Origin of the sequence: Mucilaginibacter ginsenosidivorans (assembly GCF_007971025.1) — a bacterium.
Taxonomy (GTDB): Bacteria; Bacteroidota; Bacteroidia; order Sphingobacteriales; family Sphingobacteriaceae; genus Mucilaginibacter; species Mucilaginibacter ginsenosidivorans.
This window is the reverse complement of the sequence record NZ_CP042436.1, coordinates 2,965,032-2,989,867: the sequence shown is the minus strand read 5'-3', so window position 1 is coordinate 2,989,867 and position 24,836 is coordinate 2,965,032. Positions and strand designations below refer to the sequence as shown.

The following is a 24,836-nucleotide window of genomic DNA, read 5'->3' as shown; positions in this document are numbered from 1 at the left end:
TTTACGCAACTTTTACTGAAACCAGGGCGTAAAATAACCGTATGGTTATTGGATTTCCCCTATGTCATTAACCTATAATTACATCTGCCTTCTATTAATTGTTATTTGTTTATCCATGCATTCAACTCTATTCACAACCGATAATCACTTAGCCTTAACCGACTATGGAACGAACATTTACTTTACTAAAAACAGCCCTGATCGCGATCGTGATCATACTGTCCGGTAAAACAGCCCATTCACAAACAACCTATTACGACAATTATGCTTTCCGCATTCCGTTAACCATCAACAATACTTCATTAGGGATAAGTACCGATCAAACCAACTTTGTAGCGCTGCTAAAAGTGGTCAGTCCGACTTTTGTTACAGGGCCCTGTCAAAATCAAACGGGGGGTTCCAGTTCTATTCCGCCATTTGCTATTATCGATAGCGCCTATTCCACCTCTACTGAACTGAATTACCAGATAGAAAGCTGGGACAGCACCACCGGTACTATCTATTTTTGGGTAAAGGTACCCACCTTATATAAAACCGGTTCGGCCAACGGCTTAAACAAGTTCTATGTTTATTTCGGGCCTACGGGTACTACATTGGTTTCGCACACCACTGCCTGGCAAAAACAAACCTGGAGCAATGTAACGGCAACTGCCGGCATTACTTACGGCGGCGTTTACCACTTTAACGAGGATCCGTCGGGCACTGCGCCACAGTTTGCCGACGGTACGGTACACAGTAACGATGTTTCAACAGTAAGTACCGGTACCGTTACCCAAAACACAGCGTCGGAAATTGGAGCCGGTATCACTTTATCGGCAACATCCGTAATGGCCACAGGAGTAACAGGCATGCCAAACTCGCAGGATGACCAGTCGTTGTCGCTATGGGCAAGCTACCCGAGCACGCCGCCGCATACAGCAAACTTCATCGTGCTTGAAAACAGCACAAACCCGGCTACAACAGGTAACGGCACGCAGCTGGGTATACTTGTTGAAGCCGCGGTTACGCCGCTGCCCCGCGTGCAAACCTGGCGATGGGCCAACAGGAAGACGCCCCTGGTTCAGTACGGCACGGCGCCAAGCGCGAATGTATGGCATCACTACGCTTATACCTACAAGGCATCAACCAAACAAAGCTGGCTTTATATAGACGGCGTATTGGTGACCGGCCCCACTTCGAACAGCGGGAATCCGCCTTTCTCAGGCGCAGTGGACATGGTTTCTTTTGGCGATTATATAAATAATAATATTGGTGGCAGCGGGCTTCACACTCCCGGCGGCCAAAGTTACACCGGCACCATGGACGAGGCCCATATCATCGGCGCAACGCTTTCTGCCGATTGGGTGAAAGCCGAATATATCAATCAGCGGGACGCCGCGACATTTACGACGGCCGGATCGATGCAAACTAACTCTACCCGGGCGTCAACCGTTGCCGGCTATCTTACTTACACCTGGAAAGGGGTTAATACCAATGCCAGCGATCCTAATAACTGGAACAACACAACATCCGGCGTTTCCAACGAGGCTCCTGTCAATTCAAATGTAAGCTGGATTATTCCTGCGGGGTTGTCCAATTATCCCACGCTTGGTGCCAGCACAGGCTGTTATGCGCTCACCATCGGTTCGGGCGCTTATGTCAACCTTAACGGGAAAACTTTAAGCGTGGGCTGCAATATTTACAACAGCAGCGGCGGGCAGATACTTTATAACAACAATTACTCATCAAAAATAACCTGGAACGGCGCCCTTACTTCGCAGTATTACTACGGCAGCAACACTGCCGGTACGGCACAGCTTGGCGCAATGGAGGTGAATAACTCCGTTGCCGGAACGATAGATATCAGCGGTGGACCGGTAGACATTTACAGCCTGCTTACGCTCACCAAGGGCAACCTTGTGATCGAATCGTCGCCGGCTTCGCTTACGTTGAAGAGCACCCAGGCACAAACAGCAAATTTTGCCGCTATACCTGCGGGATGCAGCATTACCGGCACAGTAAATGTTGAACGCTTTGTGAAGGGAAGCTACCCGACAGATATTTCCAAACGCGCATACCGGCTTATCTCTTCTGCAGTATATACTGGCACTGTCTCAGGCGTCAACGTTTACGATATCAACTACCTGCAAAATAGTGTCCTGGTATCCGGTGCATCCGGAGGAGGCTTTAACGCCACGCCAAGCACCAATCCATCCACCTATTTATTCAGGGAAGACCTGTTACATAGCGACGCTAACTATACCACCGGTCTTTGGAAGGGCATCGCCAAGATCAATAACGCTAATGCTTACGATATTGGCACGCAAAAGCGGCTGACAACGGCTAATATTGCCGACACCACAGTAAATATCCCGGTGGGTAACGGCGTACTGTTCTTTTTCCGCGGAAATAAGAACAACAATGGAAGTACCGCCGGAACAAAAACCACACTCCCGTACAATTACCCTGAAGATGTTACCCTAACACAAACCGGCACATTGAACACCGGCACCATAAATGTTAAACTATGGTTCGCTAACAGCGCCAATGGACTGGGTAACAACCTATCCTATACCACTACATTAGCCAATTCTACAACACGTGGTTTTACCTTTGTTGGCAACCCGTACGCATCAACTATCAACTGGGAGAAATATAACAGGAACTCAACCGTTTCAAATTCATCTATTTATGGAAGCGGCGGACTTGGTTCGACCATATATATGTGGAACGCTACTACCAAGCAATTTGAAGCTTATATGCAGAAAGCGGGCGCGGTATCAACTGCCGACACTACAACAAACCTTGACCCCGGCACCGCCGTCGGTTCGGCTACAAATATGATAGCCAGTGGTGAGGGCTTTTTTGTAAGGGCAAGTTCGACCACGCAAACCCTGTCGTTCCGGGAAACGGCCAAAACAACGGCGCAGCCATCTATAACCAAAATGAACGACCTGATGGGCAAGCCCAAGGCCACTACCGTTGCACCGGAGCCTTTGGTACGCTTGCAATTAATTAAGGATGCTAAAAATAACGACGAAATAGTTATTCGGCTGAACGATAAGGCATCCGCGGTTTACTCAAGCCTGGAGGACGCCGAAGATATGGGCGGTATGGGTGCGGAAGAGAGCATGTCGGTTTTATCAAGCGACAGTGTAAACCTATGTATCAGCACGGTGCCATTTCCCCGAAAAACAGTACAGGTAATGCCATTGTTCATCAGTGCGACAGCCAGCGGCACTTATCAGTTTAAACTATCAGAGTTACGCGACCTGCCGGCTATATACGGCATTTGGCTGAAGGATAATTTGAACAGCGACTCGGTAAATATGCGCGAGGCTTTGACATACAGCTTTGATATCAACCTGAGCGATCCCGCAAGTTTTGGGACCAATCGTTTTCAGCTGATCATTGGCCAAAACCCTAAATTGACCGCGCAATTGCTGAATCTCGACGCCGTAAAAACCAAAGACGGCTCCCTTGTTAAATGGAAGGCAAAAAATGAGTATGATTATACTATTTATTATGTCGAAAGAAGCGCCGACAAAGGCGGCTCGTTTGAGCAAATAAGCCGTATGGTTTCAAACAGCAGCGGTAACTACACTTTTCTTGATAAAAAGCCAGTTATTGGCGACAACCTGTACCGTATAAAACAATTCGATCTTAATAACGATGCTACTTATTCAAATGCAGTAAACCTGAATTATTCCATACAGCAGGATAATATTAGTAAAATAAGCATCTATCCAAACCCCACTGCAACCACAATTAATTTGACCATGGCACCGGCCAACCCGCAGGCAGCTTATACCATCAGGATCATGAACTCGGCTGGGACCGTCGTCAAGCAATCTTCGTCGCAGCAATCGAACTGGAAGGCCAGTGTCGGCGACCTGAAGCCTGGTACATACCTGGTACAGGTAACCAATACCAAAAGTAAAAGTCTGGTTGGTATAACCAGCTTTGTTAAAGATTAAAGCGTTTAATGATACGCAGCTTATGGGTGTATCTTTTCTGTTCTTCAGAAAAGATACCCTGGCTGTCTATAGGGTCGACCTTGACACGGCCGGAGGCATGGATGATCCGTCCGCTGTTAAGCATAATGCCTACGTGTGTTATGCGCCCTTCTTCGTTATCGAAGAACGCGAGATCGCCGAGTTTAGCTTCTGATATAAAATTGACCGTTTCGCCCTGTTCAGCCTGCATCCAGGCATCCCTGCGCAGGTGAATCCCCTGCAGCTTAAACACAGCTTGTGTAAACCCAGAGCAGTCAATACCGTAATGCGTGCGCCCGCCCCAAAGGTAAGGGGTGTTCAGGAACGATTTTGCTGTCACGTCAAGGGCCTCGGTCTCACCTATTTCGCCGATGATCTCAAATTTTTCGTTATTAATATGACAGGTAGTACCCTTCAGGAACACCAGGGAACTGCCAACCGGCAGGTAAAGTACACTGTTGTCGGGTTTTTTCCACGCCTGGGTTACCGCCCGGTAGGTTATCGGAGCTGGGGTTTGCAACAGGCTCTTATAGGCTATATGGCCCAGCATGGTAAATTGCAGCCTGCCGATCCAGCCTTCGTAATTGTCGGCAGCGGTAATTACTTTTACCCATCTTTCCTGCCATTCAGTAATTTCAAACGCCTCGCCAAACAATATCTGCGAAACCTGTTCGCTTTTATCACTTGGTTCGGCGCGCAGGGGTATTACAGCGAGATTACAAATACCGTATTCCATTATTCAGGTTTCGATGGGTATAAAAAAATTACGCAACGATAGTTTAAAAAATTCATAAAAAAAATAAGGGGATGTATATTTCGATACATCCCCTCGTTATAAAACTAAAATATTTAACTACTCATTCATATGCAGCCATTCTTTTTTGGCTAACAATTCTTCTTTGCTTTCGCGAACATCCTCGTCGTCCACACAGCAATCAACCGGGCAAACGGCTGCACATTGGGGCTCATCATGAAAACCAACGCATTCTGTACACTTATCCGGTACGATATAATAAATATCATCCGACAATGCAGCCTGGGTTTCTTCTGCATTCAGCGTATTGCCATCGCCAAAATCGATCAACCCCTTTAATCCCGTTCCGTCCGAAAAACGCCATGCTGCGCCTGCATCGTAAATTGCATTATTTGGGCATTCAGGTTCACAAGCCCCGCAGTTTATGCATTCATCGGTGATTTTAATCGCCATATTTTCTTAATATCTTATAATCTGATATACCTTTGCCTTGCTAAAATAGCATGCAAATATAACAAAAAAACAGTTTGAGGGTTTAATTACCCACCATTTCTATGTCAAAATTTGAAATACCCTACTTAGCAGATGTATTTTCTACGTTAGGAACGCAATTAAGTTGCCCCGACGATGAACTATCTGCTATAATTCGTGATGAACATTACTATAACGCCTGGTTTACAGCGGATAGCGTGGAGAAAGCCGTAAAGGCCGTAGGCCGAATGCTAAACAAAGAAGATCTGCTAACATGGCTGAACAGGTATCCAATAGAGCGTATGGGGGTCAATAAACAGGTGGGATTGGTGCTTGCAGGCAACATTCCCCTTGTTGGTTTTCACGATGTATTATGTGTACTGATATCTGGCAATCATGCTCTCATCAAATCATCGTCGCAGGACAACAGGTTGATAAAAGAGGTGTTAAAAAGATTAGCGCTTATCGAGCCGGCCTTGGGCGATAAATACACATTTATAGAAAGATTGACCAGCTTTGACGCCGTAATAGCTACCGGCAGCAACAATACCTCGCGTTACTTTGACTACTATTTTAGCAAGGTGCCCAATGTTATCCGTAAAAACCGGAACAGCGTAGCGGTACTGACCGGAGATGAAACGAAGGATCAATTATTTGCCCTGGGCCGCGATATTTTTGATTACTATGGCCTGGGTTGTCGTAATGTTTCCAAACTTTTTGTGCCGCCAGGGTACGACATTGTCCCATTTTTCGAGGCAATAGAGCCTTATAAAGCCATTATCGATCATCATAAATACAATAACAACTACGATTATAATAAATCGATCTACCTGGTAAACAGGGACCAGCATTTTGATAACGGCTTTTTATTATTGAAGGAAGATAAAGCCATGGCATCGCCGCTGGCCGTGCTATTTTATGAAAATTATGATAGCATTGACTCGGTTCAGGAATTATTGCAACAACAAAGCGAAAACATACAATGTATTGTTAGCACGGCGCGTTTAGATGTGAATAACCAGGTGGTTGACTTAGGGCAAAGCCAGCAGCCTGCCCTATGGGATTACGCCGACGGCGTGGATACAATGGATTTCTTGACAAAGCTTTAAAATAACAATACCTTTGGAAAGAGCAGAAAGCTTAAAGCGAAAAGCAGAAAACTAATGTATCATAAAAGCTTTGAGCCTTATGCTTTCAGCTTTCAGCTAAAATGTATATTATCAAAGTAAAGGGCGTTGCCAAAATACCGGATTATGTGCAACTGCGCGACGACCAGTTTACCTTGCTTGCCTATTTCAGGGTTGACAGGCCGGAAAAATCGCTGGACAAAGTGGGTCTGGGCAGCCAGGCAGCGTATATTATGAATATTGTAAAGGATCTGCCATTCGGTCAGATCCTGAAATTAGAACTATAGCAAATGATCGGAAATTCAATTATAAAACTTAGTGGTGTAAATATCTATCAGCAGAAACACCTGGTGTTAACCAATGTGAACCTGCATATTGATAAGGGCGATTTTGTTTGGCTGATAGGCGCGACTGGTTCGGGTAAAAGCAGCTTGCTTAAAGTGATCTACGGCGACCTGATGGCTGCCGACGGCAACGGACACGTATGCGGGTACGAGCTTAAAACCCTGAGCACAAAAGACATTCCGTTCCTGCGCCGGAAACTGGGTATTGTTTTCCAGGATTTTCAACTGCTTACCGACCGTACCGTGGAAGAAAACCTGCAATTTGTTATGCAGGCAACCGGCTGGAAGGATAAAAAATTGATAGCCGAACGTACCCTTGACGTACTGGAAAAAGTGGGACTTCGTTCCAAATTGAAAAAGATGCCGCACGAGCTGTCAGGCGGCGAACAACAGCGCGTTGTAATAGCCCGTGCACTTATTAACGATCCCGAGATCATTCTTGCTGACGAACCTACCGGAAACCTTGATCCGGAAACTTCTGAAGAGATAATTTTGCTGCTAAAACAGATCAGCCAATCATCAAGCACCGCCGTGCTTGTTGCCACGCACGATTATCACATCATTCGCACTTTTCCGTCGCGTATTATCAAGTGTGAAAGCGGCAAAGTGCTTGAGGACGTGCAGATAGCTTAAGGCAACTTTAAAAATCATTCAAATTCAGTAGTTTTACGTAGTTGCAGGCGCTAAAAAAGGTGTTTTTACGGGTTGACAACTGGCGGGGTAAGCCGTAGATTTAGTTATTAAATCTCATCATTAAAACACCCCCATGAATTACCCAGGATTTAGCATCAAAAGAAACAGCACGCACGCCGACATTGTCCGGGCTGTGCAGCAACAATTGAACGCCATGGGCTGCGGCCCTATAGGAGTTGACGGAGGTTTTGGCGACGACACCTTCAATGCCGTTGAACTATTTCAAACCCGGTTTCCTGATGCCAATGGCAACCCGCTTACCGTCGACGGTGTTATCGGGCCCGCCACCTGGTCGTCGCTGTTTGGCAGGGCCACAGTACCACCAGTTTTAAACGCGCCTAATCCCCTGTTAACCGAGGTCTTGAGGGTTGCCGGCAGCCATGTTGGGGTAATGGAAAACCCATTAGGGAGTAACAGCGGTCCGGAGGTTAACGCCTACCTCGCAAATGTCGGCCTCGGCCCCGGCTTTTCGTGGTGCATGGCATTCGTTTATTCATGTTTTAAAGAAGCCAGTCAAAGCTTAGACATCGCGAATCCGATGTTCAAGACAGGTGGAGTACTTAACGAATGGGAAAACACAACGGGTACTAAAATATTGCATGATGACGCCGTTGATAACCCATCGCTTGTACTTCCGGGACAAATATTCATTATTTCCACCGGCGGCGGGCATGGACATACCGGCATAGTTGAAAAAGTAGTCAACGGTTTAATGACAACCATTGAAGGTAATACCAACACCGGAGGCAGCAGCAACGGGATAGGGGTATTCAGAAGAAATGCGCGTTCGATCAATTCGATCAATGTTGGATTTATTCAACATTGAAATCCTTTTGTATTATCGTATCATTTATTCGCGTTACACCCCCGAATAAATGATACACCCCAAACCCACGATAAAGAACAGGAACATACATGAAAGCAAAACGCCTACTCCTTTCGGCGCTTTGGCAAATTCCTTCCAGATAAATACGCCCCAGAATGCAGCTACCAGTGTGGCCCCCTGCCCTAACCCGTAAGAAATAGCAGGACCAGCCTTGCCCGCGGCTACCAGGTTAAGGGAATTGCCGATGCCCCAGATAAGGCCGCCCAAAATTCCGGCTAAATGTATAGGTAAACGGTTGGCAAAATATTGCCGGTATGTGACAGACGACCCGTCTATCGGTTTACGCATCAATAAGGTATTGAACAGAAAGTTGGATATGAATATCCCAACCGAAAATATAAACACCGCCGTATACGGTGTCATTTTACCTGCTGCGGGGTGAACAAGATCATCCAGGTCCATGGCCCTTGCTATAAACCTGTAAAAGAACGACATAAGTAAACCGGCAATAAGCGACAGGATGATTCCTTTAGCCGACGCCTTTTTGTTGCCACCAGATCGCATGTAGGCCATGGCATTAAGCAAAATCGCCAGTGTGATAAATGCAACGCCCGCGAAAAGAAAAACCGGGTCTCCTTTTTGCGCGACAAAATAGTTAAGCAGAACGCCCAGAATGAGTGCCAGGCCGATGCCTACCGGGAAGGCCACGGCCATGCCGGCTATGGCTATAGCGGCTGAAAATAAAATATTAGCCACGTTGAAAACCACCCCGCCTATAAACGCGCTTACCAGGTTTGAAGAAGAGGCCTGCCGCAGGTCGGTGATAAATCCCCTGCCCTCGCTGCCAAAGCTGCCAAGGGTAAACGCCGAGATAAGCGAGAACAATAAAATGCCCAGCACATAATCCCAATAAAAAAGCTCGAACCTCAGTGTTTTGCCGGCCAATTTTTGCGTATTGGCCCAGGAACCCCAGCATAGCATGGTGACGATACAAAGCGCCACTGCAAGCGGGTAAGTATGAACAATGAACATAGCTTAAATTATGATAGTTTAAATTGCATATCTTCTATTTCTTTCCGGTAAGGCGCTGCGGGTTGGGCACCCAACCGGGTTACACTTATTGCAGCAGCCTTACAGGCAAAGCGTGCAGCATCTTCCAAAACTTTTCCTTCTGACAGCGCCACAGCCAGTGCGCCGTTGAACACATCACCGGCCGCTGTCGTGTCTACTGCCTCCACTTTGGGTGCGGCAATAAATTTTTCTATACCCGGGCCACTGATAAACGCGCCGCGCGAACCCAGTGTAACAATAACTGTATTTACGCCCTTTGCGCGAATGACCGAGGCTGCCTCCCTTACGCTTTTATCGTCGGTAATACTTACGCCCGATAGTACTTCAGCCTCTTTTTCATTGGGAGTAATAACCGATACATGCTTAAGCAATGTTTCGGGCAAGGCGCAAGCCGGTGCCGGGTTGAGGATGAGGGTACGTGAACGTGCAGCGGCAAGTTCAGCCACATAACTTACGGTTTCAATGGGTATCTCCAGCTGCGTTAAAACAACCGATGCGGCTTCCACCAACCTGGCTACCGGGGGTATATCGGCAGGCGTTAACGAACCATTTGCGCCGGAAGCCACGGCAATGCAGTTTTCCGCATTCTTATCAACGGTGATAAGCGCTACGCCCGAAGCAAGCTCCGCGTCAATTACACGGTGGTCAATATTAATCCCCTCCTGCCTGAACAATTGTACCGACCGCTCGCCAAAAATATCATTGCCTGTTTTGAAAACGAACGTGACCTATCCACCGAGTCGCTGAGCAGCCACCGCCTGGTTGGCGCCTTTACCGCCCTGGGCCATAAAAAAAGTGCCGCCTATTACGGTTTCGCCCGGCGCGGGTAATCGGCCGGCTTTCACCACCATATCAGTATTGGTGCTGCCAACCACAAGGATGGATGATCTCATAATCTTAGGTTCTGTGTGCGAAGACACCGCCGGGCAGTTACCCCCGGGTTTGACTAAAGATATAAAATAAATATGTGGAAAATAAAAAGGACGTTTCAGGCGGTGTCAACCACTGTTCCGGCGCTGTCAGTAGCGGCAGTATCCGTTTTGGCGGGCGCACCCGGCGCGGCATAACCAAACAACGAACGGCCTTTTATCATCGCGGCAACTTCGGCAGGTACATATTCCTCCCATCCTGCTTCGCCATGTTTTATCATCTGCAATACCTTGTCGGTTTGTACATGAAGGTTCTTTTCGTTATAATGGCGAATATCCTCAATCTTATTATTTGCTATCAAATAGCGGTAAAGATCGATCAGGTGTGGAGGCGGATAGAAGCGCAGGCAATTATAGATGGTTCCATCCTTAAACGTAGGATAAACGAACAGCTTAACTTTACGGCTGAACAATGTGGCGAACGACTCGAGGATGCCGCCGGGAAGATCCTGGTAATGAGCTTCGGAGAAAATATATTCCAGGTTGGGATACCCCAGTACCACACCCATTTTCAGTTTGGTGATCTTTGAAAGAAAAGCAACGAGTTTATAATACTCGTGAAAATTCGAGATCATTACGGTTTGGCCCAGCGAGCAAAGGATATCCACGCGGTCGAGGAAATCTTTTTCATCTATCTCCGCGCTTTGGTCGGCATCCCGTTCTTTCAGCGCCTGTAATGTAAGCTCAGTAATAACAACAACGTTATCCTTATCCACATCAGGTTCCTGCAAAAACTGCTTCACGCCATTGTTAAGCATATCCAGGTGCACGTTGATAATGGGACGGAACCGCCCGCGTATCATCACGATGTGCTTTTTATATAAGGCCTCCGATGGCTGCAGATTTTGGCCGTCGGGACCAAACAGGGCAGCATCCGAAAAACCGTATTTAACCAGGTGAAGGCTCATCAGCCGGTTATCAACTTTGTCAAAGCCCGGCCCGTCGAAACGGATCATATCTATCTGGATACGATCGCGGGGCATATCGTCCATTAGCGAAAGCAGGAAAATAAGCGGGTTGCCGTGATAATAGAAGCAGGCGTACAACAGGTTAACCCCAAGTATGCCTACCGTTTGCTGCTGCAGGTTATTATCGGTATCCAGCAACTTGACATGCAAGATAACATCGTTGAACGGCCCGTTTGGCTCCAGCTGAAAACGCACGCCCATCCAGCCGTGTGCATCGTTTGTCCGGTGGTAATTAAGCGCCGAAACCGTATCGGCAAAAGCAAAAAAAGTTGTGTTTTCGCCCCGTTGTACCGCCAGTCGCTCGATAAGCAGGCTGTATTCGTGTTCGAGCATTGCCATCAGGCGCTGCTCGCTCACATAGCGCCGTACTTTCTGCGCACCGTAAATAGCATCTGACACCACCATATCGTAGGCCGACATCGTTTTAGCTATGGTGCCCGAAGAACCGCCCGCCTTAAAGAAGTTGGCCGCTACATCCTGGCCGGCGCCTATTTCGGCAAACGAGCCGTAAATAGATGGATCGAGATTGATGGCAAGGGCTTTTTGTTTTGTTCCAAGATCTTTATTATGGATGATACTCATACACTTATAGATGGATAGTGCGCTGACTAAGATAAACGGGAAAGACAGCATAAAAATAAGACTTTTTCCCGGAATAACAGTTCAAAAAATGAAATACCGATGTAATGCGCTGAGGTGTAAAATATTACGATAAACTACAATTTATTAAATACAAATTAAAAAAATTAAAACAAATGGTTTACCAAACTTGTAATTCTCAGGGTGTCGGTATTACACGGACATCACCTATGAATTTAGACAAGTAAGAAATGAAGTTATTGAAGCTAAGCCTGTTGTCATTAGCGATATGCTGCGCAGGCTGTAAGAAAAACACTCCTGTTGATCCTCAGAATCCAGATCCCCAACCCCAGATTACACCTACCATAGTGATCCTCGGATCGTCCACCGCCGTTGGAGATGGCGCCTCGCCTATCGATTCATCTTGGGCAAAAAGAATGACCGCAACCATCAACAAGGGCGGCACAAAAGCCAACGTGATAAATCTCGCCGCGCCCGGCTATGTAACTTACCAGGCGATGCCTACAGGCTATCATGTTGCCTCAAGGCCCGATCCGGACACAGCAAGGAATATTACAAAGGCGCTGTCGTACAAACCTGCGCTGGTGATCATCGCGTTTCCAACAAACGATATTGCTGACAATTATTCGGATGACGAGATCATGAACAACTATGCAAAAATGGCTCATACGCTAGATTCGGCAAAAGTGCAATATATCATCGGAGGTACACAGCCGCGCAACTTTGCAACTGCCGACCAGCGGATGCGCCTGAAGACTTTGGACGATAAGATCATCAGCACCTACACTATCCATGTGGATGATTCGCTGGACGACCTGAGCAACCCTGACTATTCGATCAAAAGCGTTTACTCGGCCGGGGATGGCATTCATGTAAATAATGCGGGGCATAATGTGATCTATGTGGCCACTATGAAACAGCCGATATTGACCCAGGTACTTGGGTTAAAATAATGTAAAAAGCAGGTTTTGTCAAAAAAATACCGGCCAGTATTATTAACTAAAAATACTGGCCGAAGATGCCACCATGGTGAGTATCTCCAACTTGGGCTCAACTTCTAATCCGCTGGCCCAAAGTTCCTCATCAAACTTTTTAAAGGATTCAAGTTCCGTTAAAAGCTGGTGTGATTCTTCGCTGTCGAAATGATCCAGGTGCATAAATGTTTTTCCATCGCGCAGCAGATAGGTGCTGTAACGGATGCCGGGATGGTCAAGTGCTTTCACCTCATCCGCAATGGCCCTGATATTTTCCTGGTTTGTCGGTGCAAATTCAGCGGTGGTAGTATAAATTACCCTTACAATTTTCATGATGGTTATCAAATTATAGAAAGTAAAAGTAGCCCGCCATCAGGCATAATCAAATGTGCAAATGCGGCATATCACAGGGCGTTTTACGACAGATCTTTACTGAATGGCAAGCTCATCGGCCCATATTAAATTTCTTTGATATCAGACTGCTGTATCCAGCCTTCGCTGCCATTGGCCAGTCTTATTTTTACCCAGCCGCCGCTATTGTCGAGAACATCCACCTTGGTGCCGTCATGCAGTACAAATAAGGTTCCTGACCGTTCTACTGGACCACTTTTTACGTTAACCGAACTGGTGAATACGATAGCTTGACGATGATTGTCGAAATAGCTGGCCTGGCTGCCTGCGATGAAAATGGCAAAGACGCCCAAAAAGAACAGGGCGATAGCGAAATAGAAGGCCGTTTTTTTAAGTATTACTACTTCTGCAAAGAAATAAAGTGTCAAGGCTGCTGCTCCGGTCAGTACAAAAATAATGCTCAGCACGGATAATGTGCTTAATGGGACACTTAAGATCAGCCCCTTCCACCACCTGCTTAAAAAGAATTCCGGGGCGGCATCCACTTTATCTGCGGTTTTCAAATTGGCGTATTTCAGGTTGAAATTAATATCGTCGTCGCCGGGTGAAAGTTTGTGCGCCTTTTCATAGTAAAGTATAGCCGAAGCGATGTCGCCGTTTTTATAGCTTGCGTTCCCTGCATTAAAATAAAGCGCGACGGATGCGTACCCATCATCCATCAATTTTTTGTAATCCTTCGTAGCAGCGCTGTACTGCCCTTTTCCATACAAAGCATTGGCCTGCGAAAAGAGATTGTCTGCCTCGCTGTCGCCAAAACAAAACAACGGCAACGAAAACCATCCAAAAAAGAGCAATATCCTAAGCGATCTTTTAAATCTCATTTTCAATGTCATTAATAATACCTTTTGCTTTTTCAAATACTTCCTTTTCCGAAATATGTGTTACCGGCGCATAGCGGGCCATTTCGCATAGGTCGAGGGTATCCAGCAACTGTGTGGTAAGCAACCCGCTCACCGACCTTGCTTTCAAGGCCGATACAATGGTTTCCCGGTCGAGGTTAGCATATTGAATGTTTAACTTATCGCTCAAGTAGCCATACAGGCCTTTTGATATATCTTCATAAAACGCTTTGGTATTGGTAGCAGTAAGCTGTTTTTGTGCGTTGGCCAGGTGTTTGGCGGCCACCTTTCCCGCTCGCCGGCTTTTTACTTTTACAACATCGCTGTTGTATTTGCGCAACCTGTTGCGGTAAGCGTAGGCGCCGAAGCATGCCACCGGGCCGATCAGCAACATCAAATAGTAGCCGAAAGAACCAAAGAATTGCTCGCCGGCTTTCGCGAGTTCCAAATCACTTGTTTTAATATAGCGGATATCTTTCTCAAGCATTTTCACATCTTGTTTATCTGCAGAAAATGCCGTTACATTGCTTTCTGTTAAGCCTTTAGCAACCTTGATATGAAAACCTTTGCCGTTAAGCGTGCTGTACCTGCCAGTAGCAGGATTGAAATATGAAAACCTAAGCGGTTCGATATCGAAATCGCCCTGGTGCCTGGGAATAAGCAGGTAATTATATACCCGGGTGCCCGATACCCCGTTCTCGTTCTCATCAACAGAGTCGGTTATTTTCGGGTCGTATTTTTCAAAATCAGCGGGGAAGCCGGTGTTCAGTGTTTTCAGAAGCTTGATATTGCCCGAGCCGCTCACCTTAACCTTATAATTTAAGGCGTCATTAGCTTTGAGCTCCGTTTTATCGACCGAGCTTTGTACGCTAAAATTACCTACGGCGCCTGTGAAACCGACGGGCTTGCCCGCTTCAGGAAGGGGTTTTACATGCACCACCAGGGGGGCGCTGCTTACTTTATATTTCACCTCCTTATAAGCTCCAAAAAACTGGTCGAAAACATCCCTCGACGGAGCCTGCACCCTTAATATAAAGGTCATCTTCATCGGGTCGATGGTAATGTTGCCGGCATGCTCGGGGAACAGGATATTTTTCTTGATATCGGCCACATTGTAACGCTCGCCCTTGTAGGACTCGACACGCCATTGCGTTTGCTGCGGCTGTTTAATATCCTCGTTCCAGAAACCATTCAGGTCGGGTACATTATCCACCTGGCTCTGTTCGATACCTACTTTGGTGTACAGCCGAAAAGTAAGCACCAACTGCTGCCCCTGGTACACACTGTTTTTATCGGCTATGGCTTTTATGAAGATGGATTTGGATAGATCGGCGGAGCTGCCTTCGGTAATGCTATTATCCGGCCCGCTTTGTGCCTGGTTTCCCTGTGGTACGGGCTTTCCTTTTACTACCTTTATTTTGATGGGGTTTGTGCTGAGCCGGCGCCCGTTCACCACAACCGTGGCTGGCCCTATCGTATAATCGCCTTCCTTTACCGGCATCAGGATGAAGCCGTAAGAACTGCTTACGGTGGTATTACCGTTTATGGACTCCATACTGGTAGACATGTTCGGCCCGGATAATATCTGGAAATTTCCAAAATCGGGAGGATCGAACTGCCCGCCATTGCCGTTCAACGAAAAGCTCACCTCGAATTGCTCGCCCGTTCCAACCGTTGTCTTGCTTGCAGATGCTGTAAACTTCACATCCTGCGCAAGCACCGGTCTTATCGCAAACAACAATACTATTAATATGAGATACCTGGCTTTCATTGCTATAAAAAGTTTACCAATCCTTGTCGATTTTCAGCTTGGCCCCTTTCAATTTTTTGTTCTTTAATTTTTCCTGCGTTTGTTTCTCATCGTTGTTCAAAGCGTCTAACATCCTTTCGGCATCATCTTTTGACAGCTTATCCGGATTTTGCTGTTTCTGCTGATCTTTCTTGTCCTGATCCGGCTTGTTTTGGTTTTTATCCTGATCCTTTTTGTCCTTATTCTGATCGTTCTTGTTATTCTTATCCTGCTTCTGCTGGTCTTTGTTATCCTTATTATTTTTGTTGTCTTTATTGTTCTTGTTTTGCTGCTTTTTCAGCTTTTCCTGGGCATAAGCCAGGTTATAACGGGTCTCATCATCCTTGGGGTTATTCAACAAGGCTTTTTTATAGGCTTCGATACTCTCCTCCAGTTTTTTGTTTTCCAGCAGCGAATTACCCAGGTTATGATAGGCCTGGGCGGTCAGCATCTTATTTTTCCCGTCCGATTGTGCCAGCTTATCAAATTGAGCACCGGCATCGGCAAACTTCTTTTGTTTATATAGTGCGTCGCCTAAGTTAAAATTACCCTCCACGTTCCCGCCTTTTTTAGCGACGGATTTGCGGTAGCTATCTTCGGCTTCTTTATATTTCTTTTCGCCGTAAAGTGCGTTACCTTTTTTTATATAACTTTTTTCCTGCGCCAAAAGCCGCGGACAAACCAATGAACATAATATGACTACGATCAAATACCTCATGTCTTTTTCACTTCAAATAGCCTCAAACCGCTTAGCTTTAAATTCTTTCGGTTCGAAATAAAAAATTCGATGATCAATAACAGGAATGCAAAACCGAGGAAAAATTGGAAACGGTCCTCAAAATCCTTAAAGGTTTTACTGTCGTAAGTTTTTCGCTGCACTTTACCTATCTGATCCATCACGATATTAAGCCCGCTGTTCGCATTCGTGGCCCTTACATAAGCGCCTTTGCCTGCAGCGGTGATCTCTTTACACATATCCTCGTTCAGCTTGCTTACCACCGTATGCCCGGCGCTATCGGTATGAAAGCCAACCTGTTTCCCGTTTTGATAAACCGGTATCGGCGCGCCGTTCTCCGACCCCATCCCGATCACGTTTACCATCACATCCTTATCTGCGGCCTCATGCGCGGCGGCAACCGCGTCATCTTCGTGGTTCTCGCCATCGGTTATAATGATCATTGCTTTACCGGTGCCATCCTTAAAATCAAATGATTTCATCCCAAGGTCTATCGCGGCGCCTATCGCTGTGCCCTGTGTCGGCACCATGTTGGTATTGATGGTGTTCAGGAATAGCTTGGCAGCAGAATAATCGGTAGTTACGGGCAACTGCACATAGGCTTCGCCTGCAAAAACGATGATGCCGATGCGGTCGTTATGCAGGTTGTCAATGAGCTGCGTAATGGCCAATTTAGCATTTTCGAGCCTGTTAGGCGACATATCCTGAGCGAGCATGCTGTTCGAAACATCAAGCAGGATCATGAGGTCAGCGCCTTTTCGTTTTTCCTCCTCCATTTTCGAACCTATCTGCGGGTCGGCAACGGCAACTATCATAGCGGCATACGCTATCATAAACAGGATAAACTTTAGCCAAGGCCTGGAGAACGACACCTGCGGTATCAGCAGGCTAACCACATTTTTATCCCCCAATTGAGCAAACGCACGCTTCTTCCACCTGTTTATCATAATATAAAGCAGGATGAAAGCCGGTATGATGGCCAGCCCCCACAAAAATTCGATATTTGCAAATCGCAGCATCAGGTTAACGCTCCTTTCAACCAGGTATTCTTTAATAAAAACTCCGCTGTCAGGCACAGCAGCGCGATCAACGCGAAAGGCAAAAACAATTCCGTCTTTTTGTGATATTGCGTCACGGCAATTTTTGCTTTCTCCATCTGGTCGATATGCTCATAAATATTCTTAAGCGTCCTGTTATCGGTAGCCCTGAAATATTTCCCACCCGTGATGTCCGCTATCTTTGTAAGCGTTCCTTCGTCCACATCCACCGGCATACGCTGGTATTGAATACCAAATGGTGTTTGTATAGGGTAAGGGGCATAACCATGAGTGCCTATACCCACGGTGTAAACCCTGATATTGAACTGTTTTGCTATTTCGGCAGCGGTAATGGGCGGTATCGAACCTGTATTGTTCGACCCATCTGTAAGCAGGATGATCACCTTACTTTTTGCTTCGCTGTCCTTTAACCTGTTTACGGCAGTGGCCAGCCCCATACCAATAGCGGTACCGTCGTCTATCATTCCATTTTTGACATCTTTAAAAAGGTTGATCAGCACATCATGATCGATGGTCAGCGGGCATTGGGTAAAGCTTTCGCCGCTAAAAATAACCAGGCCGATACGGTCATCAGGGCGGGCCTTGATAAAGTCGATGGCAATATTTTTCCCGGCCTCCAGCCTGTTTGGCGTAAAATCCTCGGCAAGCATACTTCCCGAAATATCGGAGGCGATAACTATATCAATACCCTCGGTGGTTGTATTTTGCCAGCTTAACGAGGTTTGCGGCCTTGCGAGCGCAACGATAAGGGCAGCTACGGCAAGCGAGCGTAAAACTATCGCCAAATGCCGCATCCGCGGAAGGATACTTTTAGACGAGAGGGAAAAGCCTTTAACCGCCGAAACGCTTAAAGTGCCCTGCAATTTTTGTTCGCGCCATATATACCAGGCTACCATTACCGGGATCACGAGCAACAGCCAAAAAAATAGTGGATGGGCAAATTCCATTCCTCTAAACATGAGTATTGCCCCCTTCCCTGTTTTCACTGAGTTGTACCCGTTGCGTGTTGTTAACAAACGCGACCGCGTTGTCCATGCTTTGCTCGTTATCGGCAGGCAACGGTTTTTCCTTTGCGAACTTTACCAGGTCGGCCAAAACTAAAATCTGCCTTAACAGTTCCTTATTCACGCCGGCAATGTCTGTGTACTTTAAGCTGGTAAATATTTCGTCGGTAGTTTTCTCATGCGTTTTTGTCTCGTACCGATGTTCGACATATTCGCGGATAATATCACTTAATTCGATGTAGTATTGCTTTACCTGCCCTTGTTGCCAAAGCTTTTTGTCGCGCAATTCATTCAGTTTATTTAAAGCAACTATGTGTGGCGGTACTTTCGGTTTAGCCACCTGGATAACGGGTTCGGTTTTTGGCCGTTTCCGCAGGTATAAGATGAGTCCGATAATACCTATAAGCACCACCAGCGGAATGGCTATCCAGTACCAATTATCGTGCAGCCAATCCCAAAACGTATAGCTTACCGCCATAGGCTGCTTAATATCGTAAATGGCCTTGGTGGTATCCACTTTTACGGTTTCAACCTGCAACGTCAGTTCATTTGTTTTAAGCACGCCGCCTTCAGAACCTATCGAGAAAGCGGGAAGAGTATAGGTACCTGCGTCGAAGCTGGTGATGAGATAGCTTTGCGTTACCGTTACGTCACTGCGGTTATCCTGGTCGTAGGCGGTATCCGGTTTGTTGGCTTTTACGATAATGACCTTGCCTGTAATGGTGTCTGTTAACCTGGGGAAATTGACATGGGCATTTGCCGGCTGATGAACGCTGATAAACAGTTTGGTTTGATCGCCTATACGGATGGTGTACTGCTGCAGTTTGGCTTCAGCTTGTATATTTTGTGCACCGGCTTTATAAAAGGAACAGGTTAAAATTACCAAAGCCAGGACAGTTCTCAAAAACTGGTTCTTCATTTTATCACCTTCTTCTTTCCCGTTTTTTAAACAATGTCATTAATGGTTTTACATACGATTCGTGTGTGCCGATACCCGCAGTATCCACACCCGAGCGGCTGAATACATCCTTTACATGGGCGTTTCGTTTGAGTGCCTCTATCTTAAAAGCGTCCCTTATTTTTTTGTCGCCGGTGTTTATCCATATCACTTCGCCTGTCTCCTCGTCCTTCACCGGGATCAATCCCAGGTCGGGAAATTCCTCTTCGTGCTTATCAAACAACCGCAAAGCGATGATATCATGTTTTTTATTGGCTATCTTCAGTTCGGCTTCAAATTCCGGACTTATAAAATCGGATATGATAAAAGCTGTGCATCGCTTTTTTATCGCGCTGGTAAAATATTTAAGCGCTTCAGCCACATTCGTGCCCGTGTTTTGCGGTTTGAAATCGATCAGTTCCCTGATGATCATCAGGATATGGCTGCGTCCTTTTTTCGGCGGGATAAACTTCTCAATTTTATCACTAAAGAATATCACGCCAACCTTATCATTATTTTGAATAGCCGAAAAAGCCAGTACGGCACATATCTCGGTAGCCAGGTCCAGCTTTTGCTGGTTGATGGTACCAAAATTACCTGAACCGCTTACATCCATCAGCAGCATAACCGTAAGTTCCCTTTCTTCGTCAAAGGTCTTAACGTAGGGGTGATTAAAGCGTGCGGTTACGTTCCAGTCGATTGTTCGTATCTCGTCGCCTAACTGGTATTCACGCACCTCGCTAAAAGCCATACCCCTCCCCTTGAAAGCCGAATGGTACTCGCCCGAAAACAGGTGGTTGCTAAGTCCCCGGGTTTTTATTTCGATCTTCCTTACCTTTTTAAGCAGCTCTTTGGTGTCTTTTGCCATCGCTATTAAGGTACTTCAACCGCATTCAATATGCCGGTAATAATGTCTTCGCTCGTCATGTTTTCGGCTTCGGCCTCATAAGTCAGCCCTATGCGGTGCCGCAATACGTCGTGGCAGATGGCCCGCACATCTTCAGGGATCACATAACCCCTGCGCTTGATAAAAGCATAAGCCTTTGCCGCCAACGCCAGGTTAATGCTCGCCCTTGGCGATGCGCCAAAGCTTATCAGGTTTTTATAGCTTGAAAGTTTGTATTGTTCGGGGTAGCGCGTTGCAAAAACAATATCGATTATATACTGCTCTATCTTTTCATCCATGTACACTTCCCTTACCACCTGGCGGGCGCGAACAATGTCCTCTGGCTTTACAACCGGACTGGGCTTCAGCATGCCCTGCGGTGCTATATTGGCGCGTATGATCTTCTTTTCGTCTTCCTTGTTCGGGTAACCGATCACTACTTTCAGCATAAAACGGTCAACCTGTGCTTCGGGCAGCGGGTAAGTTCCCTCCTGCTCTATGGGGTTTTGGGTTGCCAGTACCAGGAAAGGACTTGGGAGCGGAAAAGTGTTATCACCAATGGTAACCTGCCGTTCCTGCATGGCTTCCAGCAGCGCACTTTGCACCTTGGCCGGGGCGCGGTTTATTTCATCAGCCAGGATCAGGTTCGAAAATAAGGGCCCCTTCCTGACAATAAATTCTTCTTTCTTCTGGTTATAGATCATCGTACCTATAAGGTCGGCGGGCAACAGGTCGGGAGTAAACTGGATACGGCTGAAATCGGCCTGTATAGCCTTCGAAAGTGTGTTGATAGCCAATGTCTTCGCCAATCCGGGCACGCCCTCCAGCAATATGTGTCCATCGGCCAGCAACCCTATCAACAGGCGCTCCACCATATATTTCTGGCCCACAATTACCTTATCCATCTCCATTTTTAACAAATCGACAAAGGCGCTTTCGCGCTGTATCATTTCATTAATTGCCCTGATGTCTGTTGAATAAGATGAAGTCGCTGCCGGTGCATCGGTAGACGGATGCCCGGCATTCGTATTTATATCTTCCATGAAAACCTTTTTGTTTTTTGACTGGGCAAACTTAACCACCCTGTCAATTTTATGCCAACAAAATTTGACCTATAAATGTTAAATAATGTTAAATCGTATAAATCCAGCTTCGGCAAACGCGGTTTTATTAAGAAAATTGAATATAAAAACCGGGCCCGGCCAACCATCACATACGCAAGCGTTAGTCGCCATGTAAAACGCTTACTGATTAGTGAATCGCCAAAAATCGGGTACTTTGTTGGTACCCTGCAAAGTGCAATCCACACAATAGGGTGATGAGCCGGTATGGCCTATGATTGTGCCGGTAAGGGGGTTGTAAATGCCATATACCGGTATCTGCAGTACGGCGGGTTCAGTACCTCTGTTCAGATTAAAGGCAGTATTCTCCTGGTTTACCCGCTTCACATTACCTCTCAATAGTGTATCCAGGAATAACGAATCGATCTTGCAGGCATCATAAGGCGTATTGAGCGTCCATAAGGTAGGTATGTCGCCATTAGCAATAAATAACCTTTTGGTGGTCGTGGTACCGGCACTTATATAACCAAGTACGGGCTCCAGTGGATCTGTAACCGAATGGATGTTACCACGAATTTCTGTTGGCTGCGGGTCGAATATCTTGCCGATATCCTGGGTATTCTTCTTAAGGTTTGCCCAATAACGATAGGCATCGCCGGTAAGAGCGAACTGTTTTACCAGGATGGTGTATGCATTGGTTTCAGGCTGTTTCTGTATAAATACCTGGCTTTGTTTACCATCCAGTTTGCGCGATCCGGCTTCAATGAACGTTATCGGCGCATTGTTGATAACATCAGCGGACAACCCGGAAGATGAGGCCAAAGTAATTGTAGTGGAAGTATCGGAACGCCAGCATTGATATATCTGGTCGTTCTCCAGATCGCGATCCAGCACCGTATCACCGTTTGATTTAAAAAGGGAAAAATATGCCGTATGCAGTACCCAGGTCTCTTCATATTCCCAGCGGTAAAAGCGTGTGGTGTTCGTTGGGTCGTGGCTGCTTACATAAATTTGGATCCCATTATTTTTAACTTCAAAGCTTACGTTATCGACAGGAGGTGCATTAGTAACCGGTACAAAATCCGAAAAGTATTCATGATTGTCGGCCGTTTTTATATGCAGGCGGTAATGTGCGGTAATATCAAGGACCTGCTCCGCCGAAATATATTTTCCACGCCCTGCCCCGGGTACCGGGTAACTTGCACCTTTGTCACTTTCGATCATTATTGTCGCATTCAAAACAGGATTAACAGTATTTGAACTGGATAAGTCGACGGTTTTGCTGAGCATGATGGTGGTCTTCCCTGGTCCTGCATTGATCACCCCTTCAACAACGAGGTAGCTGCCAGGCGCCACAATCGCCGGCGGTCTATAGGATTTTTGACAACCAATTACAGTTATGATCAAACACAAAAATAAGCCAGGACTATACTTCGTCACTCCTTTTTGATACAACAGCACTGCTATATTTTACTTTTAACCTGCTGAGCGATATAAGATATGCCGGATAACACAATTAAATATAAAGACAAATATTTTTAAAGTAACAAACTATACTGCCGAAACAAATGTGCGATAATCATCGAAAATGGCTGCAAAGAAGGATTATCGTGACCCGTCAAAGGATATTACTACTATAAGCGCAGCAGGGTTGCCTCATGATCGTTTAGCGTGGTCAAAAATCAATGCTTTTTGTTGTAACTGCAATTCTTCATCCTGTCACGGGTAATCTGATTTGCATATATTTGAAAACAGAGTTCTGTCCTGATCTTTCAAATATGAAACAGTTTTTCTTTTTTTTAATCTTATGCATGGCAGGGTCATTGGCCATAGCACAACGTAATTCACCGGGTAAGCACCTGCCGCGTATTGCTATTGCGGGCTTGGGTATCGAGTCGAGCACCTTTTCACCAGCATTAACTGATGAGGCCGCTTTTCATGCGAAATACGGCGATGCTATTTTCTCAATTTATCCATTCTGGGCGCCCGATTCAGCGGTGCGCAAGGCCGCAATATGGGTTCCGACCATAGATGGGCATGCCTTGCCGGGCGGGGCAGTTACCCGGGCTGCGTACGAGTCGCTGGTGCGAAAAACCCTGGACTCACTTAAAAAACACGGGCCATACGACGGCCTGTTTTATGATATCCACGGGGCGATGAGTGTGGTTGGTTTGGATGACCCGGAAGGAGATTTTATTGTACGGATAAGGAAAGTTGTCGGCAAAAAAACACTCATTTCAACAGCAATGGACCTGCATGGCAATGTATCGTGGCGGCTTGCCGAGAACAGCGACCTGATTACCTGTTACCGCATGGCCCCGCATGAAGATGCGATACAAACCAAACGCCGTGCTGTTACTAACCTGATCGACCGTATTACAAGCGGGAAAGGTAAACCTGCTTATAAGGCCTATATAGCAGTACCTATTTTATTACCTGGAGAAAAGACGAGTACCAGAATTGAGCCCGGGAAAAGCTTATACCAGAAAGTATGGCCGGCTGCTAAACAAGAGGGTATTGTTGATGCAGCGATATGGATAGGTTATGCCTGGGCCGATGAACCACGTAACCATGCCGTGGTGATGGTGACCGGTGACGATAAAGCTAAAGTTAAAAGCACTGCTGAGTATTTGGCCAAAAGCTTTTGGGATGTGCGAAACGAGTTCAAGTTTGTTGCGCCCACCGGCAATTTGAAAGAATGCCTGGACAAGGCTATAACAAGCACCAGGCATCCGTTTTATATCAGCGATTCGGGCGATAACCCGACAGCCGGCGGAGCGGGAGATGTCACCTGGACACTAACCCAGATATTAAAACGGCCAGAGTTTAAAACAGATAAGGGACCATCGTTGATCTACGCCTCGATTCCGGGCCCCGAATTAATTAAAAAGGCGATTGCAGCAGGTATTGGCCACCATGTGGATGGCTATGCAGGCGCTAAAGTGGACGCACGGCTTGCGTCGCCGGTGCACATCGCCGGCACGGTGGAATCAATTGTGAAAGGTGATGTTGATGCCGAAGTGGAAGCGTCTATAAAAATGGGCTGTGTGCACATTATCGTGACGCAAAAAAGGAAGCCTTATCACCACGAAAAGGATTTCACCAGGCTGGGTCTTAATCCTCGGACAGCTGATATTGTTGTGGTAAAGATCGGCTATCTTGAACCCGAATTATATGCTATGCGTGCCGATTGGTTGCTGGCTTTAACGCCCGGCGGCGTAGACCAGGGTATAGAGCATTTACCCTATAAAAGATTGACGAGACCCATTTTCCCGCTGGACAAAAACATGAAAGATCCTGACCTGAAGGCTAAATGGGTACCTTCATCCAATCAAGCAGAATAACGATGGAATTGGCATTGCTGTTCTATCGTTATTCTTGAGC

Annotated in this window: 21 protein-coding genes and 1 pseudogene; 7 read left to right on the top strand and 15 right to left on the bottom strand. The window is 46.5% G+C overall.

Annotated features, from left to right (window positions below):
- Positions 1 to 164: 164 nt before the first annotated feature.
- Complete coding sequence (locus FRZ54_RS13670; protein WP_147032155.1) at positions 165 to 3,956, top strand: DUF2341 domain-containing protein; 3,792 nt, start codon at positions 165 to 167, stop codon at positions 3,954 to 3,956.
- On the opposite strand, the gene FRZ54_RS13665 is transcribed toward FRZ54_RS13670, so the two are convergent.
- Entirely contained in the window at positions 3,946 to 4,710 is a 765-nt protein-coding gene (locus tag FRZ54_RS13665; RefSeq protein ID WP_147032154.1) for a C40 family peptidase, read from the bottom strand. The genes FRZ54_RS13670 and FRZ54_RS13665 overlap by 11 nt on opposite strands.
- A gap of 117 nt (positions 4,711 to 4,827) precedes the next feature.
- Positions 4,828 to 5,181, bottom strand: coding sequence for a 4Fe-4S dicluster domain-containing protein (locus FRZ54_RS13660; protein WP_147032153.1), 354 nt, complete (start codon positions 5,179 to 5,181; stop codon positions 4,828 to 4,830).
- A gap of 101 nt (positions 5,182 to 5,282) precedes the next feature.
- Here FRZ54_RS13660 and FRZ54_RS13655 point away from each other — a divergent pair, with 101 nt between their 5' ends.
- The 4 genes from FRZ54_RS13655 (at position 5,283) to FRZ54_RS13640 (ending at position 8,189) form a co-directional block, all read left to right on the top strand.
- Positions 5,283 to 6,308: an acyl-CoA reductase gene (locus tag FRZ54_RS13655; protein WP_147032152.1), complete on the top strand. Its 1,026-nt coding sequence runs from the start codon at positions 5,283 to 5,285 to the stop codon at positions 6,306 to 6,308.
- 101 nt (positions 6,309 to 6,409) lie between these two features.
- Positions 6,410 to 6,613 (top strand): fructose-6-phosphate aldolase, encoded by a 204-nt coding sequence (locus FRZ54_RS13650; RefSeq protein WP_147032151.1) that lies wholly within the window; start codon positions 6,410 to 6,412, stop codon positions 6,611 to 6,613.
- Between the two features lie 3 nt (positions 6,614 to 6,616).
- The gene (locus tag FRZ54_RS13645) at positions 6,617 to 7,303 is read left to right on the top strand and encodes a cell division ATP-binding protein FtsE (protein ID WP_147032150.1); all 687 of its coding nucleotides are present in this window, start codon (positions 6,617 to 6,619) and stop codon (positions 7,301 to 7,303) included.
- A 133-nt stretch (positions 7,304 to 7,436) separates the two neighbouring features.
- A complete protein-coding gene (locus FRZ54_RS13640; RefSeq protein WP_147032149.1) occupies positions 7,437 to 8,189 on the top strand; it encodes a peptidoglycan-binding domain-containing protein in 753 nt (250 codons plus the stop codon).
- Between the two features lie 33 nt (positions 8,190 to 8,222).
- Here FRZ54_RS13640 and FRZ54_RS13635 read toward each other — a convergent pair whose 3' ends face one another.
- From FRZ54_RS13635 to FRZ54_RS13625, 3 genes and pseudogenes are all read right to left on the bottom strand, one after another.
- Positions 8,223 to 9,221: a GRP family sugar transporter gene (locus tag FRZ54_RS13635; protein WP_147032148.1), complete on the bottom strand. Its 999-nt coding sequence runs from the start codon at positions 9,219 to 9,221 to the stop codon at positions 8,223 to 8,225.
- Between the two features lie 8 nt (positions 9,222 to 9,229).
- Positions 9,230 to 10,153, bottom strand: a pseudogene (gene rbsK / locus FRZ54_RS13630) (ribokinase).
- Between the two features lie 95 nt (positions 10,154 to 10,248).
- Complete coding sequence (locus FRZ54_RS13625) at positions 10,249 to 11,739, bottom strand: TonB-dependent receptor (RefSeq protein ID WP_228462483.1); 1,491 nt, start codon at positions 11,737 to 11,739, stop codon at positions 10,249 to 10,251.
- A gap of 248 nt (positions 11,740 to 11,987) precedes the next feature.
- Here FRZ54_RS13625 and FRZ54_RS13620 point away from each other — a divergent pair, with 248 nt between their 5' ends.
- The gene (locus FRZ54_RS13620; protein ID WP_147032147.1) at positions 11,988 to 12,710 is read left to right on the top strand and encodes an SGNH/GDSL hydrolase family protein; all 723 of its coding nucleotides are present in this window, start codon (positions 11,988 to 11,990) and stop codon (positions 12,708 to 12,710) included.
- A gap of 42 nt (positions 12,711 to 12,752) precedes the next feature.
- On the opposite strand, the gene FRZ54_RS13615 is transcribed toward FRZ54_RS13620, so the two are convergent.
- From FRZ54_RS13615 to FRZ54_RS13570, 10 genes are all read right to left on the bottom strand, one after another.
- Positions 12,753 to 13,064, bottom strand: coding sequence for a hypothetical protein (locus tag FRZ54_RS13615; RefSeq protein ID WP_147032146.1), 312 nt, complete (start codon positions 13,062 to 13,064; stop codon positions 12,753 to 12,755).
- Positions 13,065 to 13,189: 125 nt separating this feature from the next.
- Positions 13,190 to 13,963, bottom strand: a complete 774-nt coding sequence (locus FRZ54_RS13610; protein WP_187359628.1) for a tetratricopeptide repeat protein — start codon at positions 13,961 to 13,963, stop codon at positions 13,190 to 13,192.
- Positions 13,953 to 15,752, bottom strand: a complete 1,800-nt coding sequence (locus FRZ54_RS13605; protein ID WP_147032144.1) for a BatD family protein — start codon at positions 15,750 to 15,752, stop codon at positions 13,953 to 13,955. The genes FRZ54_RS13610 and FRZ54_RS13605 overlap by 11 nt, the downstream gene beginning before the upstream one ends.
- 13 nt (positions 15,753 to 15,765) lie before the next feature.
- Positions 15,766 to 16,488: a tetratricopeptide repeat protein gene (locus tag FRZ54_RS13600; protein WP_147032143.1), complete on the bottom strand. Its 723-nt coding sequence runs from the start codon at positions 16,486 to 16,488 to the stop codon at positions 15,766 to 15,768.
- The gene (locus FRZ54_RS13595; protein ID WP_147032142.1) at positions 16,485 to 17,525 is read right to left on the bottom strand and encodes a vWA domain-containing protein; all 1,041 of its coding nucleotides are present in this window, start codon (positions 17,523 to 17,525) and stop codon (positions 16,485 to 16,487) included. Before FRZ54_RS13595 ends, FRZ54_RS13600 begins: the two co-directional genes overlap by 4 nt.
- A complete protein-coding gene (locus tag FRZ54_RS13590; protein WP_147032141.1) occupies positions 17,525 to 18,511 on the bottom strand; it encodes a vWA domain-containing protein in 987 nt (328 codons plus the stop codon). The genes FRZ54_RS13595 and FRZ54_RS13590 overlap by 1 nt, the downstream gene beginning before the upstream one ends.
- A 4-nt stretch (positions 18,512 to 18,515) precedes the next feature.
- Positions 18,516 to 19,487 carry a BatD family protein gene (locus tag FRZ54_RS13585; protein WP_147032140.1) on the bottom strand — a complete coding sequence of 324 codons (972 nt, stop codon included), beginning with the start codon at positions 19,485 to 19,487 and terminating at the stop codon, positions 18,516 to 18,518.
- A 4-nt stretch (positions 19,488 to 19,491) separates the two neighbouring features.
- On the bottom strand, positions 19,492 to 20,373 hold the full coding sequence (locus tag FRZ54_RS13580; RefSeq protein WP_147032139.1) for a DUF58 domain-containing protein: 882 nt from the start codon (positions 20,371 to 20,373) through the stop codon (positions 19,492 to 19,494).
- 5 nt (positions 20,374 to 20,378) lie between these two features.
- Positions 20,379 to 21,434: an AAA family ATPase gene (locus FRZ54_RS13575; RefSeq protein WP_147032138.1), complete on the bottom strand. Its 1,056-nt coding sequence runs from the start codon at positions 21,432 to 21,434 to the stop codon at positions 20,379 to 20,381.
- Between the two features lie 201 nt (positions 21,435 to 21,635).
- Complete coding sequence (locus tag FRZ54_RS13570; protein WP_187359627.1) at positions 21,636 to 22,859, bottom strand: DUF4249 domain-containing protein; 1,224 nt, start codon at positions 22,857 to 22,859, stop codon at positions 21,636 to 21,638.
- Positions 22,860 to 23,263: 404 nt separating this feature from the next.
- Here FRZ54_RS13570 and FRZ54_RS13565 point away from each other — a divergent pair, with 404 nt between their 5' ends.
- Complete coding sequence (locus FRZ54_RS13565; protein WP_228462482.1) at positions 23,264 to 24,796, top strand: M81 family metallopeptidase; 1,533 nt, start codon at positions 23,264 to 23,266, stop codon at positions 24,794 to 24,796.
- The last annotated feature ends 40 nt before the right edge of the window (positions 24,797 to 24,836 follow it).